Source organism: Nocardia sp. NPDC058480 (assembly GCF_042720495.1).
In the GTDB taxonomy this organism is placed as follows: domain Bacteria; phylum Actinomycetota; class Actinomycetes; order Mycobacteriales; family Mycobacteriaceae; genus Nocardia.
Genome location: NZ_JBHXMN010000009.1, coordinates 150019 through 167417, shown reverse-complemented (window position 1 = coordinate 167417; position 17399 = coordinate 150019). Strand labels below are relative to the sequence as shown.

Annotated in this window: 5 protein-coding genes; all 5 read right to left on the bottom strand. The window is 69.5% G+C overall.

What is annotated here, in order from left to right; all coding sequences use genetic code 11:
- Nucleotides 1-23: 23 nt before the first annotated feature.
- The 5 genes from ACFWO8_RS21795 to ACFWO8_RS21775 all read right to left on the bottom strand — a co-directional run bounded on the left by ACFWO8_RS21795 (nt 24) and on the right by ACFWO8_RS21775 (nt 17343).
- Complete coding sequence (locus tag ACFWO8_RS21795) at nt 24-13631, bottom strand: hypothetical protein (protein ID WP_378953838.1); 13608 nt, start codon at nt 13629-13631, stop codon at nt 24-26.
- Nucleotides 13632-13642: 11 nt separating this feature from the next.
- Nucleotides 13643-14113, bottom strand: a complete 471-nt coding sequence (locus ACFWO8_RS21790) for a YbaB/EbfC family nucleoid-associated protein (RefSeq protein ID WP_378953835.1) — start codon at nt 14111-14113, stop codon at nt 13643-13645.
- Between the two features lie 8 nt (nt 14114-14121).
- Nucleotides 14122-14451: a hypothetical protein gene (locus ACFWO8_RS21785; RefSeq protein ID WP_378953832.1), complete on the bottom strand. Its 330-nt coding sequence runs from the start codon at nt 14449-14451 to the stop codon at nt 14122-14124.
- A gap of 154 nt (nt 14452-14605) precedes the next feature.
- Nucleotides 14606-15397 carry an ESX secretion-associated protein EspG gene (locus ACFWO8_RS21780; protein WP_378953830.1) on the bottom strand — a complete coding sequence of 264 codons (792 nt, stop codon included), beginning with the start codon at nt 15395-15397 and terminating at the stop codon, nt 14606-14608.
- Nucleotides 15394-17343 carry a hypothetical protein gene (locus ACFWO8_RS21775; RefSeq protein ID WP_378953828.1) on the bottom strand — a complete coding sequence of 650 codons (1950 nt, stop codon included), beginning with the start codon at nt 17341-17343 and terminating at the stop codon, nt 15394-15396. Before ACFWO8_RS21775 ends, ACFWO8_RS21780 begins: the two co-directional genes overlap by 4 nt.
- Nucleotides 17344-17399 lie beyond the last annotated feature (56 nt).

Here is a 17399-nt window from a genome sequence, read left to right as displayed (position 1 = left end):
CCTCCCAGATCGGCATCTCCCGCTCAGCCACCGAAGATCGTGGCCCGGCGAACCGGGTCGGCCATGACATCGCGGACCATCAGTCCCAGATCCATCTCCGGCGGCAACGACCAGTAGATCAATTCGCAGCGCACGACACCGGCGACGACGACCGCGAGCCTGGTCTGTCGTTGCTGCGACTGCGCCCACTCCACACTCACCGGCCCATCCAGCTCGATCCGCTGCCCACCGACCCGCAGACCCAGCCGGCCCGCGTCCCGGTAGAACACCACGAAGACATTACCGAGATCGGCGAAGAAGCCACCGAGCGCGAGCCCGCCACCGGCCGACGCGAACAACGAACCGGTCGTCGGATCGAACTGCGCCGGTCCCCCGTTGCCGAAGTAGGGCTGCACGAAAACTGGTGTATCAGTGGGACTTTCCGGATGGTACGGACGCTCGGGTGTTCGTCCGGCCCGGCGCCCGCCGCCTTGCTGAGGCGACATGGGCATCATGGGCGGCATCATCGGCGGCTGGGCTCCCGGCTGGTACTGACCGCCGGCCGATGCCTGCGGTACCGCGGACCCGGAATTCGCGGGGGTGTGCCACGGCGGATAAGCGGGCAGCGAGGAACCGCCCTGGCACGTCGCGCCATAGCCGTTTCCGGTCGGCGGTTGTGCGTAGCCGGGGCCGCCCCCTTGATAGTGCGGAGGTTGGCCGACCGGTGCCTGATAGCCCGAGCCATTCTGCGGGTAGGACGGAACCTGGCCGGTCGACGGATAACCCGAACCCTGCGGCAGCCCGGTCGATGGATAGCCCGAACCTTGCGGTCCGGTGCCTTGCGGGCCTTGTGGCAGCCCGTTCTGCGCATAGTCGGGCCCCTGCGGATAGCTGGGATTCGCCGACTGCGGCCGGCCGGACGGATACTGCGGGGCAGGTGGCTGCTGTGCGTACCCGGGAACCTGCGGCGAACCGTGCGGGTACTGCTGGCCGGCCGGCTGCGGATAACCGGTTTGCGACGGCTGTCCGCCCCCCTGACCGTATGGCGGTTGTCCGTAACCCGACTGCGCAGACGGGCCGCCGGAGCCGTGCGGCTGACTCGAATCATGCGGCGAACGTTGACTGTTCGGCTGAACTTTACCCGACTCGGCACCGCCCCCATCGTGATTCCGGATCGCCGACTCGGGCACCGGCCAGCGCACCGGGTCGCCGGGCAACGGAACCGACAGTTCGTACTCGTATTCGTGCGGCGGATGCGGAATGTGCGAGCGCATCGCGTGCGGGGGCACGCCACGTCGGTCGGTGGCGGTGCCGTCGTCGCGGATCGACTCGGAGTCCGGTGGCGGGTCGTCGCCGTCGGCCGGGTCGTGATTGTCGGTGCCATCGGGTTCGTCCGGCGTGAACCGCTGGTCGGGCAGGTCTTCGGCACGGGCGGCAGCCTCGGGCGTACCGAGGTGGCGCCCGTCGAGTTCGTCGAAACGCCGGGCGATCTCGCGCTGGGCGGCATCGAGGTCACCGGCGATGCGGGCCCGCTCGGCCATGTCGGTGCTCACCCGATCGAGGTGATCGAGCAGTTCCTGATGCACCGCTTCGGCTTCGGCCGCACGACGGTCGAACTCCGCGTCGATGCGCGCGAGTTCGCGGGCGAGCACGGTGTCGATCCGGCTGCGGACATCGGCTTCGGGCGCGGCACCGGCGATGTCGTTGATCGCGGCGATCGGCGCACTCAGCGCCTGCCGGACCTGCTCCATCCGCTCGATGGTGCGGCGCAGATCCGCGTCGGCCTCAGCGGTGAGCAGCCGGTGGTGCTCGTCGAGTGCGGCCAGCTCTTGATCGACGGCCGCCTGGTAACGCGACGCAGCCACCCGACTGTCGTCCGCGGGCAGGCCGCCGGATTCGGCCTGCGCACTGCCGGAGTCGGCTCGATCGCGGCCGTCGGCATCGGCGCGGCCGTCAGCATCGCCGCGACCATCAGCATCGCCGCGACCATCAGCATCGCCGCGACCATCAGCATCGCCGCGACCATCAGCATCGCCGCGACCATCGGAACCCATCCAGTCGACGCCGTCGCTCTGGTCGCTGGGCGGCAGAGCATCGCGCGGTGCGGTATCGCCGCGCGAGAGATCAGGGCCTGCCTGCTGGTCGGGCTGGTCGCCGGAGTCGCGCAAACGTTCGGTCAATCGGCCGAGCAGCCCACGGCGCTCCAGCGAGTCCAGGCTCGCGTTGCCGTCCTGCAGGATCCGGGTGACGGCGGCCTCGATGGTGTCGGCATCGCTGACCCAGCTGTCCGGCAGCACCCGGCCGATCACATCGGAGGGATGCCCCTGCGCGGTCGGCGGCGCCAAGCGCCAGTTGCCGTCACCGTCGCCGACCAGCCACAGCGTGAACGGGCGCCCGCCGAGTTCGACGGTGCGCGCTTCGTACTGTGGTGTCGGTCGCGGCGGGTGCCCGTCCCGCGGTGGCATCGTGAGCTGGCGGGTGTGCAGTTCGTGCGCGACAGCGGCCGGGTGGGCCGGCCCGTACCGATCGGGTTCGGCGGCGTGCATCTGGTGACCGATCGCCGTGAATTCGTCCGCGAGCATCGAGACCTGCACGCGGCGGCGCCCGTGCAGGAAGCTGTCGGCGAACACACTCTGATCCTGGAAACTGTTGGGGCCCAACTGCTTCAGCCAGTCGTCGAACCCCAGCCGGATCCGCCCCTCCCCGCGCAGGCTCAGGTAGCGCGCCAACGCGTGCGCCACGGCTTCGTTGCGATCGGGAGCACGGAACACCCCCTCGGCCAGCGACGCGGGAATATCGCGCAGCGAGGGCCGCCCACCCGGACCGACCACCGGCAACTCATAGCTTAGCCGATGCGATCGGTCCCAGAGCACATTCGAGTATTCCGGGTGATCGATGGCCAGATCGGTGAGCACCCGCAGATGCTCACCAGCGGGCGCGACGACCACCAGGCGGCGGTCGGAGTCCCCCGCATACGGCGAGGCGACCGCGACATAGTCGGTCAGGCGGTGCACCTCGGGATGCCGTTGCAGGTATCGGTCGAGCGCCTGGACGGCCAGCGCGTCATCCGCCGCGAGGTCGGCCGGCACCGCGTCGGCGAGCGCGACCGGACCGTCGGCGCGCAGCCGGTCGGCACTCGCGTCGACCGGCCGCGGACGACCCCACCGCGGCTCACCGTCGTGCAACCCACCGTGCACCAGATCCATCGCGACCTGCGCGGTATCGATGCCTGCCTTATCGAGGTAGCGACGCACCGCGGCACGACCGGCGTCCGCGGCGACCCGCTCGGGTGCCGGCGCGTCGGGCTTACGCTCCGCGGCCCGCTCGGCTTTACGCAGGGCTTTGTCGTGGGCGGCGGCGTAGGCACGTTCGGCGGGACCGACCGGGATGTACTCCCCTGCCACGCGCAACGCTCGGAAGGTCTCGATCTCGGTCGTGAACTGATCGGCGAGCCGGTCGCGGCGCTGCGGGGTATCGCGGGCGATCGCGGCCGGATCACCCGGCTGGTCACTGACCGGAATCCCGTGTGCCCGATCCCAATTCGCGCCGTGATGATCGGCGAGACCGCGACCGTCGACAGTCGCCGGCTCGGCGATCGACGCACGCACCGCACGCACACCCGCTCGATGGGCCGCGCCGTGCACAGCGGACGGCGTCGCGGTCATGTCCTTGCCGATCCGCGCGGCCAGCTCGGACGCGCGCTGATACTCCGCGGCGTAGGTGCGTGCGATGGCGTCGCCCTGTGGCACAACGGGATTGCCCTCGTCGCCGCGGGTGAACGCCCACGCCAGCCCGTGCGCTTCGGCCGCGCGATCGAGCATCGTCGCGACGTATTCGTCGCGCGACATCCGCAACCGTTCGACGCCGTTGTCGCCGAAAGTCCTTGTCAGGTCGACGATCATCGCCGCCATGACCAGTTCCCTCGCCTGGTCGCCCCGTTCACCGTTGCGATCGAGAACGGTCTCGTTGGTGACCGGGTCGTACCCGATCCTGGCGTCGGGCTCAACGCTGTAGCGGATCGCCACGGCATTGTCGGCGAGCACCTGCGCCGCCCAGCGTCCGACCGGGTCGCCGCCCAGTTCCTCGAAGGCGCCGCGCAGCTTGCGCTCGCCGATACCGTCGAGCTGCGGCGGCATCCGGTGCTCGACGAAGCCCGAGCGTGGTGCCGGTTCGGCGGGAGTGTGGGTGGCCGATGCGTCACCGACGTAGAGCACACCCGTCGCGTCACCGTGCACGGTCACCGGCACACCGAGATCAGCGCGAACCGCCGCGGTGACATCGCCGACCAGCTGTGCGCGCGCCGCGACGACTTCCGCGTGCCGGTGCGTGAGCGCGTCCAGGACGTGCACTTCTTCGGTGAGGTGCGGCATGAACACGTGGCGAATACGTTCCAGCAGGAGATCCGCGGTTTCGCGTCGACCGGGTCCGAGCTCGTCGTCGCGGATGTTCATCCGCTCCTGCAGCCTGGAAGCCACTCGCTGCCAATCGGTTTCGATCCGATGCAGTTCGCGGACCGTCGCCGCCTGCGCGCGCACCAAGCCGTCGACGGCGCGGGCGTGCGCCGGCGTCGACGGTACGTACTCGCGCAGTCCGGGCGGCGGGGTGTGCGCGAGTGCGTTGTCCCATTCCCGGCCTGCGATATCCCGGAAACTCCGACCGCCGTGCGGGAAGTCGGCCGCGTCGAACCGCTCGCCCGCCAGCAGACGGTCGGCGCCCGCGGACCGGGCGAGATCGAGGAGCCGGTCGCCGTCGATAGTCGGCTCGGCGGTGCGGGCCGCGGCGACTGCCTCATCGAACGCCGCGAGATAGGAGGCTTCCAGGTCCTGCCGGTAGTCGCTGTCGATCAGGTCGCGCAGCGGTGCCGCCGACACGTCGTAACCGGCGTTCGACATTTCGCGATGGAACTCCGCCTGCCTACCGAGCGCCATCGCCTCCGCCCGCAACCTGGCGTCGATGTGGGCGTCGCGGTCGAGGCCGGCGATCCGGGCCGGGGCCACCTCGAGGTCGCCGGCGAGCACCGCGTCGGCCAGCACGCCCGCCCGGATCACGCCTGCTCCCTGCGCGATCTGGCTGCGTCCCTCGGCGCCGATCACCACCGCCATCGTGCGGCCGTCGAAGTGGTCGGCACCGCCGGCTTCGAGGGTTTCGGGCGTGAAGCGGATCGCGGCGTCGGCGGCGGCCAGCGATCGCACCGCCCGCGTGCCTAGATCGCTGTGCGCGAGGACATCCCGGACTTCCGCGGCCGCGATGTCGGTGGGGCTCGTCCGCCACCTCGCCGGTTGACCCGCGTTGTCCTCGCCGTAGCGGGGTCGCGGTTCGGGGTCGCCGCCCATCCAGTCGATGTCGTCGCCGGGTGTGCGGCTGTGGTCGGCGGGCGGGGTCTTCGGCGGCTCGTCCGGGTTCGCGGGGGTTCCCGCGTCCGGCTCCGGGTCGTCGCCGTCGTCCTCGCGTGCCCGGTCGGGTGACTCCGCGCTCGGATGCTGCTGCGCGGCGTCGAATTCCCGCATCATCCGCAGATGTTCCGCCTGTGCGGTGAGCTCGTCGGCGACCTGTTGCAGGTGATCCAGCGCCGCCCGATGCGCGGCCTCGGCCCGCGCCTGAAGTTCCTCGAATCCGGCTGTCATCCGGTCGATTTCGCGAGCGCGCGCGGCATCGATGAGCGCCGTCGCGTCGGGCCGCCCATCGAGCCCGACCACCGGATCACGCAGCCCATCGAGCACTTCGGCCAGCCGGTCGAGCCGGCGCGCCGAATCCGCATCGGCATGCTCGGCGATCTGACGCTGCGACTCGGTGAACAACTCGAGCTGCCGGGTGGCCGCGTCGCCGAACCGAGCAGGCACGGGCCTGTTGTCGGCCGCTGGGTCAGCGCTGTTGTCCGGCGGCGTCGGACCGGGTTCGGCTCGACGCGGCGGCGTCGAATCAGGATCGACCGAACTGCTCGGCGTCCCAGCGACCGGGTCAGGCGTTGCCGCCGGACCACTCGGGAGCGCCGGTCCGGACGGAGTTGCCGGTCCGGACGGGAGCGCCGGTCCAGGCGGAGTTGCAGGTCCAGGCGGAGTTGCAGGTCCAGGCGGAGTTGCAGGTCCAGGCGGCGGCGCAGGTTCCGGCGTTGGCGCCGGTCCGGACGGCAGCGCAGGTCCCGACGTAGGCGCCGGTCCGGACGGCAGCGCAGGTCCCGACGTAGGCGCCTGCCCAGACGGCAGCGCAGGTCCAGGTGTCAGCGCCTGCCCGGGCGGAAGCGCAGGGTCGCGCGGCGGCGTGGGGTTGGACGGCGACGTCGGGTCGGGCTGGTTCGGGTCGGGCGGGCTCGGGTCGAGCACACGCGGACCGTCGGATTCGGGTGCGTTGCTGGGCGTCGGCGCCGCGGTGGGCCGGTAGAACTCGTCGCTGAGCTGGACGAGTCGGTCGATGAGCGCGATGCGGCGGCGGACCTCGCCACGCAGCTTGTTCAGCTCCGCTTCCAGCCCCTCGCGATCCAGTCCCGCATGCTGATCGGGATCGCCCGCGCGGAACTTCTCGTACGCGTCGTAGTAGCCCTTCTCGTCGAGCGTGGTGAGGTCGAGCCCGACCAGCAGCATCCAATCCGGATTCGGCTGCGGCCGTGGATCTCTCGAACCCTGCGTCGTATCGGCGCCGAAGGCGCGGTGGGCGTTGTCCGCCAGCAACCGGGCGAAGTCGAGTGGATCGCCGTCGGGCAGCGCGGCCGCGATCACCTCGCGCAGGGCATGGATCGCCATCGGGTCGAAGATCGCCAGCGGGCCGAGGCGACGCGGGTCGGCGCTGCGGTCGCCGCGCGCTACGTCGGAGTACGGGTCGAGCTCGTTCAGCTTTGCCACGTACTCTGCCAGCGCCGCCGCGACAGCCGGCTCACGGCGCTCGCGATCCCTGACCTCCGAGAGCAGCTTCTCCCAGTCCAAGGCCTCGGGATCGGGCTCGTAGTCGAACTTGTTGGTTTCCTCGTTCGCGGTGAACTTCTTCGGTTGCAGCGCATCCGCTTCCAGCCCGAGCGCAGTCGTGAGCTGCGCACGCGCGGCGTCGACGCCGTCGGGATCGATCCCGCGCAGCTTTTCGGCGTACGCCGCGAGAGCCTCGTATTGCTGCCTGCGCCGGGAACGGGGCTGACCGCGATCGGCCAGGAGTTCGCCCAACCGATCCGCGGTCAGTTCGGCGGCGGTGAGTTCGAATGTGTCGGCCAGTTTGCTGTACTTGTCACTGATCGATGTGTACTCGTCGATCGCCCGCGCGTAGCGCGCGAAATCGGCCATTCCCTCCAGCAGCGCGGCCCGCACCGCGTTGTCGACGCGCAGGTCGGCGACCGCGTCATCGATGCGGCGAACATCCAGTTGCCGATGTCCTAGCCCGAGTTCCTGTGCCACATCGACCAACTCGGTCAGCAACTCGGCGCGCGTGCGCGGCAGCGGCGGCGGCCCGCCGACGGTCGCACCGGGCTCGGGTGCCTGCACGGCCCGCCATTCGCCGTCACCGTCGCGCAGCATCGTGACCACCAGCTCGCGACCATCGCTGATCTGCCTGATCTGCCGGACATCCGGCGTCGGCGCGGGATCGAGGTGGATCGTGCCGAAGGCGTCCACCCGCGCGGTCCGGAATTCCAGCTGCAGTGTGCCCGTGGCGAGATCGTCGCCGAGCTGGGGATGGTCGGCGAGCACCTGTGCCAGCGCGCTGTCGCGGTCCAGCGTCCCTTCGATGACCAGCAGCCGGTCCGGCTGTCCTTCGCCCAGCGGTATCCGGGCGACCTGATCACCGAAGTTCGCGCCGACCACGTCGCGGGTGATCCGCAATACCGGTTCGGCCGCGGCGATGAATTCGCCGAGCTGCTCGGCCCGCAGCTGCGCCGCCGCACGCAGCTCCGCGATGATCGAATCCCGCTCCGGTCCGCGCATCGCGACCGGATCGACCTCGAAATGTCGTGCCCATGTGGCTACTTCGTCGAGCAGCTGCATGCGCCGGAACGCCTGCTCGAAGTACATGCGCTGGACCGAGTCGCCGCCTGGCTCGGTGCCGAGCTCGCGGAAAATCGGCAGCGCGTCCGCGCCGTTGCCCACCGCGCCCACGTCGATCATGGCCGTGCCGCTGCCGAAAGCGGTCATCAATTCGCGCAGGAACGTGTCTAGGTGGCTTTCGTTGTAGGCGATGGGCAACCCGGCGAGCGGAACAGGGCGGCCGGGTCCGCCGAGGTCGTCGAGCTGAGCGGGCACCGCACCCTCGGCAGGCGGCGCGGATCCTGCGATCTCCGGGTGTGGGGTACCGCCGTCGAGTGCGGCTCGCGGGTCCGGGTCGGACGTACGGACATAATGAACAGTGCTCTCGAGCTCGGCGCGGCGGCCGGCAGCCGCCAGCCCTTCGACCGCCGCCGCGTCCCGCCAGGCCAGGTAGGTCTGCTCGTCGACCACTCGGCGCACGGTCAGCGGCGACTCGTCGGGCAGGTTGAAACCGAAGCGCGCCGCCAGACCGGTCAACGAGTTGTCGGCCACGGGTAGTTGCGACGACTCGGGGGCGGGCAGCGGTTCGTCCCACCACGGGGTCTCACCGCGTCGCAGCGTCTCGGCGTCGTCGAGCGCGATCAGGCCACGAATGTCGAGGTCGTCGATGATCTGGCGTCGCAGTTCGCCCTCGGCACGGTCGAGCGCGTGCAGGAGCATATTTCGTGCCTCGCCCCGGGAAATACGCTGGACGTCGAGCTGGTCGAGCGCCATCGCGCGCAGCTCTGCCGGATCGCTTTCGGTGAGCTCCGGCTCATGGACAGTGCCGTCGTCGTCGTGGACCGGCACGTGCTCGCCCGCGACTTCGGGCCGCAACGACGAGAAGCGACCCAGGATCGGTGCGTGGGCACGGCCGCGATAGAAGGTGATCGCCGTGGTGATGAAGCCGGGGCCCATGACCGCGTGACCGGCGTCCGGCGCCTCCCGGATTTCATGTTGACCTGGGTGCGCCGGCGGACTGTGCGGGGTGGGGAGCTGGTGCCCCGGCTGCAGCGCCTGCGCGCCGTCGCGCAACGGCGTGAACCCGTCGATTCCGCTCCCGGCCACGTGGTCCGGGTTCCGCCGGCCGACGAGGCCGCGCAGCCGATTCACCACCCCGCGCAACCCGGTCGCCGGCACGGGTGCGGGTGGTTCCTCGGGTGTCGCCGGTGTGTTGTCCGGCCGCGTGGCGAGTCGCCAGTTGTCGGTGCCCGCGGGCTCCACCCGCACCGGAACCGACTCACCGTCGACCGTGACATGGACGATGCCCGGCTCGTCCGCGCGCACCGGCGTCGCACCGGGTTCGCCTGGGGGAAGCGCGTTTCCGGCACCCTCGCCCGGATCGGGGGCACTCGCGGGGGCGAGTGGACGCGTCGGCGGCTTGTTCGCGCCGCCGGACTCGTCGGCCGCGGGCGGGACGTGCTCACCGTCGTCGTCATCGCGACGGCTGCCGAGCCAGTCGATGTCGTCGTCGGAGCCACGGTCGCGTGCGTCGTCGGCGCGGTCGCGTGCGTCGTCGGCCCGATCGCGCGAGTCCTCGGCCCGGTCACGTGTGTCGTCGGACCGGTCACGAGTGGTCGTCTCGTCGGACCGGGCGCGTGGTTGTTCTTGCACCGCATCGGGATCACGCGTCGCTCTGATCTGCTCGGCCTGTGCGGCCAGTTCACGACCGAGGTGGCTGATCTGGTCGAGCGCGGCCTGATGCCGCGCCTCGGCCTGTTCGGCGCGCCGCACGGCGAACTCCGTATCACGCGCGAGCTGCTCTGCCCGGGCCGCATGACTACGCTGCGACGGCGACCCGTCCGGGTCTTGATCGAGACTGTCGCGCGCGGCCAATTCTTGTTCCACCCTGATGAGCTGATCCAGGGTTCGCGCCAACTCCGCATCGGCCTGCCCTGCGAGTTCGTCGAGCCTGGCGTTCGCCTCAGCCAGCAACGAATCAGCCTGCCGAACAAGCGAATCGGAGTTCGCATCGACATCGGGCGTGGTGCCGGCCAGGCGAGCGAGACGATCGGCGAATTCGGCTCGGATGCGCTCCGCTTCGTCGGTGAGCCTGCGATGTTCGGCCGTCGAGGCGTCCATCTCCTGACGTGGCGTAGCGCCGGCGTCGGGTGGCCCGGTAATCGCCGGGTCCGGCTGTGGGGTGAGGATATCCAGGCCGACCAGCGATTCGATCACCCCGTCGGCATTGCGCCGCACATGATCGAAGGGGGTGAAATCGCCTGGCGGGTAACCATTCTGATATCCGGTCGCGCTCTCCGTACCGCTCAGCAGGTTGGTGCAGTTGGCGCAGCACGGCGCGAAGATCCGCACACCCTTGACGAACATCGGCGAGTTGATGATGTCGGGCAGCGCGTCGGCGTCATCGCGCAGATGACCCCACTCCGGCGTCTCCCTCAACCGAGCCCGATCGTGCAGGATCTGGTTGGTGGTCTTCACTTCGGCGTGCGCCAGCGGTTCGTCGGGGTGCGGCTGGTTGAAGGTCTCCGGATCGTCGCCGCGAGTGTAAGTGCCCGCCCGCATCTCGTTCAGCCGCTGTCGCAGCGTCGGATGCACGTCGGCATCGAGGATCACATCACCGACCCGACCGTTGGCCGCCTCGTACACCCGCCCGGTGGCCCGGTCGATCCCGACCGACACCACCGCGCCCTGCGCCTTCTTGCTGAGCACCTTGTCCTTGGCGGCCTGCACGAAATCCGCCTGCCGTTCCAGCCCGAGCCTGCGCACGAAATCGGCGATCGGCTCCCCGCCGACATGGGTGATCAGCCCGTTCTCCCTGGTCGTGCTCGCTGGATCGAGCACGCCGAGCAGGTGGGAATCGGTACTCGGTGGTGGCGGCACGACCATCGCAGGCAGCTCGGGATCGGGCTGCAGGAACGAACTCGGCTCGAGCCGTGGCCCGTCCTCGCCCATCACATCGAGGCCGTACCGCCAGTCGGCGTCATTGTGTAGGTCATCCGGATCACGCGCAGGTGGTGCCGCGGAGTCGCCCTCGACCTGCGGCGCTGGGTTGGCGGGCAAGGGGAACGTACGCCATTCGCCGTCCGGCGCGACCTGCACGGGCGAGTCCGGAGTACGGGGCGCGCCAACGGGTTTCGTCGGTGCCAGCACCGGCGCGTCGATCCGGTCGGCGACGTACTGAGCCCACCCGTTGTCGTTGCCACTGTGGCACGACAGCAACCGCACCGGCGTACCACGCACATAGTGCGGGTTGAGCAGGATCGCGTCGACGATCTGCTGCGGATGCACCTCGGACCGGTCGCCGGGAATGGGCGCGCCGTCCTCGGAGCCGTGCACGATCACGTCGTGCATACCCTCGTTGCGCGCGTTCTCGCGTACCCGATGGGTGCGTGGATCGTCACCGATGGAGGTGCTGTGCGGGGTGTACACAACGCCTTCACCATTGGGCAGGTAGCTGTCGAAGATATCGCGCACCTGGGGTTCGTCGATGGTCTCCGGGTCCGGTTTGCGGCCGCTGCGCATTTCGTCGCCCGCGCCGGGGGTGGGATCGGTGCCGTCGGATCGAGTGCCTGTCCGCGTCGTCCGCGCGGCCGCCTGCCCGCCCGGTGCCACTACCGGCAGGATCGGCGCGACGGTATCGCCGCGGCCCGCACGCGTGCCCGCCCGGCTTTCCGGGTCCGGCCTTGCCATCGAGCCGTCGCCGATGCGCGGCCGTTCGGTGGAGGACTGCGGCAACCCACCGCGGGTCTCCGGCGCACCCGCCCTGGCCTCGGCGACGCTCGACCGGTCGGCACCGGGAGCATCACCGGGTGCGTGCATCTCGGGTGCGAGACCCGATCGCGCGGGTGTCGTCTGAGCACCACCGGGCTTCACGTCTCCGGCGCCCTGTACTGCGGCAGGTCCGGGGGTAGCGGGTTGGCCCGCGTTCGCCGGAGCGGCGGGTGCTTGCCCCGCACTCGCCGGAGCGGCGGCCTGACCCGCCGTCACCGGGGTCGCGGGTGCCTGACCGGCACTCGCCGGGGTCGCGGGTGCCTGACCCACACTCGCCGGGGCGCCGTGCGCGGCCCCGGTTGCCGCGGCTGTGCTCACCGGCCCGGCGGCGATCTCGGGGCCGTTCGCACGAGCGGGGTGCAACCCATTCCCCTGCTGCGCAACCCCATCGTCGCTGCCACGAGTCGCCCCGCCCTGCTCGGCCGATCCTGCCCGATGATCATCGCCACGTTGGACGGCCGAATCCGATTGTCCGCCAGACTGATCCGATTCATCGCTCTCGGCGCTCCGTTGCGGACCACCTTCATCGCGTACCGGTGCACCACCCTCACCGCGAGCGGAATCACCCTCGGCGCGCGGCGCGTCGACACCCGTCTTCTGCGAGGTCTCGCCAGAGCCCGCCCGCTGGTCACCGCCGGGACCGGCCGCGCCCGGGTCGGTGGCACCCGCGGGCCGCATCGCCGAGCCGTCGCCGGGCCCGCGGCTGCTCTGTCCCGCGGTGTCGTCGCGCCGCTCGCCCCTCGTCTCCGGGTCGTCGCCCCCGCGCGCCTCGCCATCCGGGCCTACGCCGAGCTCGTCCTCACCTGCTCCGCGCGCACGTGGACCGTCCCCACCCTCACCCTCGGCCCGGCCACCAGGGCCGTTCTCACCACCCTGCCGACCACCGGAACCCTCACCCGCGCCGATGTTCCCGAATTCCCCGAGCAGTGGATTTAGCCGATCCGCCAGACCGGACCGGCCGGTCATCCCCGGTGCCATGTGCTGCCACGCCGTGTTCGCACCGACCTTGTTCACGCCCGACATGAAGCCGTTGCTGGCGCCCGCGGTGAACATCAGTGGGTCGATCGTGGTCAACGACTTCTTGGCGTTGTCCCACGCCGTGTCCAGATCGAATCGGTAGGCATCGATGCCGAACTGGGTCGCGGTCGCGGCGGCCAGCCCGGCGCCCGCGCCGACCAGCCCGGCAGCGGGGCCGGTGATCGCCGATTGCAACCACTTATCGGTGACGCCATTGTTCTTGAGCCAATTGCCCATCGCGTCGCCCGCGGGCCCAGCCGCCGCACCGCCGGCGGCCGAACTGATCGCGGTCACGATGATCTGGTCGACATTGAGCTTGTCGCGGCTGCCCTTGTCGACCTGCCACTGCTGAACCAGGTACTCCTGCATGGTGCCGAGCGTCGCGTCGATCGCGACGTGCCTGGCCAGGAACTTGACGACGGCGTTGGCCGCGGCCCGCCCGATCCACCGGATGATCGCGGCCGTCGCGCGCTCGCCGAGAATGCGCACCGCGATCCTGGTCGCGGCGATCGCGAGGCCCTCCACCAGCAGCGCCGTCGGCGGGAACAACCACGCCGCCGCCAGCTCCGCGGCCAGCAGGAGCAGCGAGGTCCAGAACATCATCTTGGTGTATTCGATTTCCATGGCGACGCCGTCGACCGATTCGGCGACGAGGTCGAAATACCCGGCGAGCTTGCCCAGCGACTGATCACCGGTGCGCATGCTGTCGAGCGCCTTGGTCATCTCCACGACGCCCTCACCGGACGGATACGCCTTCAGCGAGGCGGCCTTCGCGTCATCGATGTCGGGCAGGATCGCGCGCAGACCGTCGGCGGCGGTTCGCCAGTCCTGCGCCAGCTTCCACATCGCGGTTTCGTCGCCCTCGGGCCACTCCATCCCCGCGACGATCTTGAGCCAGCTCAGCTCATCAGGCAGCTCGATCATGCGGCGCTAGGTCACCAGCTCGAATCCGTCGCGGTGCCGGATCCGCCACGATTGCCCTGATCGTCGTTCTCGGCTGGTCGATCTCGCGCCTTCGGCGGGGCGAGCGACGCCTCGACCGGCGCCGGGATCCGCAGCTCCGGCATGCCGTCGATCAGGTCGCTCAGCTTGGGCATCCGCGCACGCTGCTGCTGAAACGGCGCGGTGAGCTCCGCGGTCTTACGAGCGACCTCGGCGGCGGCCTGCTGCGCGGCTTCGGTGACCGCCTTGGCGATCTCGGCGTAGTCGAGGTCATCGATGTCGGCGGCGAACTTCGTCTCGATCACTCGATTGTCGGCGTTCACCGTCACCGTCACCCGCTTGCGCACGGTAGCGGTGCCGATGATCTCCGCACGCTCCTGCTGAATTCGCGCGATCGTGTGGAACTGCTCCTGCACCCCGTCGATCACGGTGTGCAGATCGGACCTGGCCTGCTCGTTGGTCATGCGCTCGCTCAGCCGCGCAGGCCGTCGCGGTTGCCCTGCTCCATGTCCCTGAGCAGCACCGCGCTCTCGTACTGACCGGTGGAGAGGTTGTTCATGCCGGTGGCCATGCTGTCCGCGTTGTCCACGGTGTTCTCGCGCGAGGAGTCGTAGCCGTTGTCACCGTCGGGGCCGTAGAAGAAGTTGGCGCCGAGTGTGTCGGTGCCCCAGCATCCTTCGCGGCTCGCCGTCGAGGCCGCCAGGGTGTCGAGCACACCCTGGATCCGGTCACGGACACGGCCGGTCGCGTCGGCGGCCTTGAAGAACAGGCCGGAATCGAACTCGACTTTCTTGTCCGTCATCGGTTGCCCTCTTCCAGCGCCTACGCGGCGCACCGCACCAGTTCAGATCGTTGAAGACGTCACTGTGACTGTAAGACGAATCCGAGGTGACGGCAACGTGAACGGCACTATGCCGCGCGGATCGTGTTGCTGGAGAGCAGCTTCGACTCCCGAGTTAAGCGCTGGCCTCCCAGTGCGCCTCGACCCGGCCCATCATGCGGTCGATGCCCGCGTTGACCGCCTCGATCAACGCAGGTCGCGACATCGGCGTCGCGACGGGCGCGTCCGAGGGCACCTCGATGGTGTAGCGGCCGTCGTCGGGCAGATCACGCCAGATCAGGATCTCGCGATGCATACCGCGGGAGCCGAACATGGATTTGTTCTGGAGGATATCGATGGTTCCGGTGCGATCGGCGGGAATGTCGAAGAACTCCGCACTGCGCCGGGCCACCGAGGTGTCGGCCTCCTCGAAGAACATCGAGGCGCGCGGCTGATGCTCCTCGGGTTCGGCGTCGGTCGTCAGCGGAATGAGGCCACCGCTGCCCGCGCCGACCACGGGCATCAGGTCGACGAGCGCCTCCGCGATCCCGTACGGGCCACAGTCGATTACCACGTAACCGCCACTGTGCGTATAGGTTTCGCCCGGCCGCTGGTAGACGAGGTACCCGTTGGCGCCCACCCGCGCCGCGCGAGCCTTCACCCAGTACTGCGGGTCGCTCTCCTGCGAATCTCGCCAGCCACGCAGTCGCACCCACACATCCGGGCGTTCGAGCACCTCGAAGACAGTTCGAATCACCGGGTCGAGGGTGTGCTGCAACCGTTCCCAGGTCTCGTAGCTCTCACGCTCGAAATCGGCGAGCAACCGCGTGTTCGTCTTGAAGGTGAGCGGGTTCGGCAGCCGGTTTCCGGTCAATCGCCGCCACAGGACGTAGAACTCGAGATCGGTGAATTCCCATGTCCGGCTCACTCGCCGACCACCAATCGGGCAGCCGAAGCGGCGGAACCGTCGCCTTCGCCGACGGCTTGGGGCAGGGGCACGACCTCGGCCTGCGGGGCCGCTTCCACCAGACCGGGCAACGGTGCGCCGACCTCCGCCAGGCTCGGGAGCAGGTTGGAGAAGTCGGGCAGCGCGGCGCGGGGGAAGGCGCCTGCGGCCGACGCGGTCACCGGAAGTTCCGCGGTCTCGGCCGGTTCGGTGACCGCTGGTGCGTCCGCCACCTCGATCCCCAGCATGGCGGCGATCGGCTCCAACGCGGGGTTGGCCGAGATCAGACTGTTGACCTCCGGCGAGTCCGACAGCATCGACGCCAGATCGGGGAACTGGTCGAAAACCGCGCCGAGCTGACTCAGGTCCGGCATACCCGCGGTCACATCCGTGGAGATCTGTTGCAGCGCGGTCAGCAGATTGGGCAGCGCCTCGGACAGGGAGGAGACCGTCGACGTCACCGCCGACATCAGCGAGGACAACATCTCGGTGCCGGAACTCGACCCGGAGCCGGACTGCGTGCTGCCCGTCTGCTGGCCCACGATGCCCGCTCGCGAGGCGCCGGAGGCGGGGTTCGTCGCACTCGACGAACCCGTGCCCGTCGAACCCGAACCGGTCGAACCCTTTCCCGCAGACCCGGTTCCGGTAGGCGTGGACGGGATGACGCCGGCCTGGATCTGCTCGGCGGTCTTCTGCGCAGCCTGCCCCTCGGGCGTGATCTGCGGCTGAGCCTGAGCTTGCGGAGAGCCGCCACCCCCGGACCCGCTCTTCTGGGACCCGCCACCACCCTGTTGCGACCCGCCACCACCCTGGGACCCGCCACCACCTTGCTGGGATCCGCCGTTCTGTCCACCCGACTGCTGATCCGAGGGCTTTTTCTGGCCACCCGATTCGTCTTTCGGCTTCTCGACAGGTCCGGCCGGCGCGGCAGCTTCGGTAAAGACAGGGAAGAGCTTCGTCGTCTGATCCAGACCGTCGACATAGTGGACGCGATACGCCTCCTGCTTGTCGCCGACATCGTCGCCACAGCCACGTGGCTCGTTCTCGCCGAGCGGCATCGCCACCTTCGTGGAGTACAACCAGTCCGCCGTGTACCGCATGTTGGCCTCGGTCATCCGGAAGTCACCGGACAGGTCGTATACCGACTTGGCGTAGGTCGTGATCGCCTTCAACGCGGCGTCACCACCCTGGCTTTCCCAGCTCTCGGTGGTGATCTTCTGCAGCTTCGCCTCCAGCTGCGATGCGGCCTTGTAGACCTCGGTCGCCATATTCGCCCAGAGGGTCGCCGCGTCACCGACGCCGGCCCATTGGATCCGGACACCGAGGCGATGCAGCTCCCCCCAGTCCATGCTTTCCGGCGAGGCCACCGGAATGGGCTCGATCTCCTTGGGCTTACCCTTCGGCTTGATCTTGGGCACCGACGCGACGTCGACGTCGGCTTCGTGCTTCTTCACGTCGTCCGCGTCGTAGTAGCCGGGGCGATACGAGTCGCCCGTCTTGCCCATCGACGTGCCCAGCTTGTCCTGCTGGGCCTTCGAGGGCGCCACGTCGCCGAGTTTGGTCTTGTCGGCCTTCAACGCGGCGATCTCTGTGCTCGACATGTGGTCCGCGCCGGTATAGGTGTTACCAGCGGATTTGAACAGGTCCATCATGTCGGTCAACGAGGCGACGTGCCGATCGAGACATTCCTTGGCGTCCCACGCCTCGATCTCGAACCGGGTGGCCAGCAGCGGGCCTGCGATAACTTCCGACCCGCCGAGTTCGTCACCGGTGAAGTGCCCGAATTTCGACGCACCGACGATCGCCAGGCAAGCGTTGAACACATCGATCGCGTCGCTACACGCCTTGGCGGCATCGAGCGCGGCACCCGTCTCGACCCGAACCTTAGCCCTACCGGCCAACCCCGACCAGGGAGTCTCGTTACCCACGCACTCGCTCCTCGACGCACACCACCGGCGACCCTCGCCGACGGGCTCGATCGTGT

Excerpts from the sequence above, each read along its gene's own strand:
- ACFWO8_RS21785 (WP_378953832.1), bottom strand. The coding sequence starts at position 14,451 with ATGACGGACAAGAAAGTCGAGTTCGATTCCGGCCTGTTCTTCAAGGCC.
- ACFWO8_RS21795 (WP_378953838.1), bottom strand. The coding sequence starts at position 13,631 with ATGATCGAGCTGCCTGATGAGCTGAGCTGGCTCAAGATCGTCGCGGGG.
- ACFWO8_RS21790 (WP_378953835.1), bottom strand. The coding sequence starts at position 14,113 with ATGACCAACGAGCAGGCCAGGTCCGATCTGCACACCGTGATCGACGGG.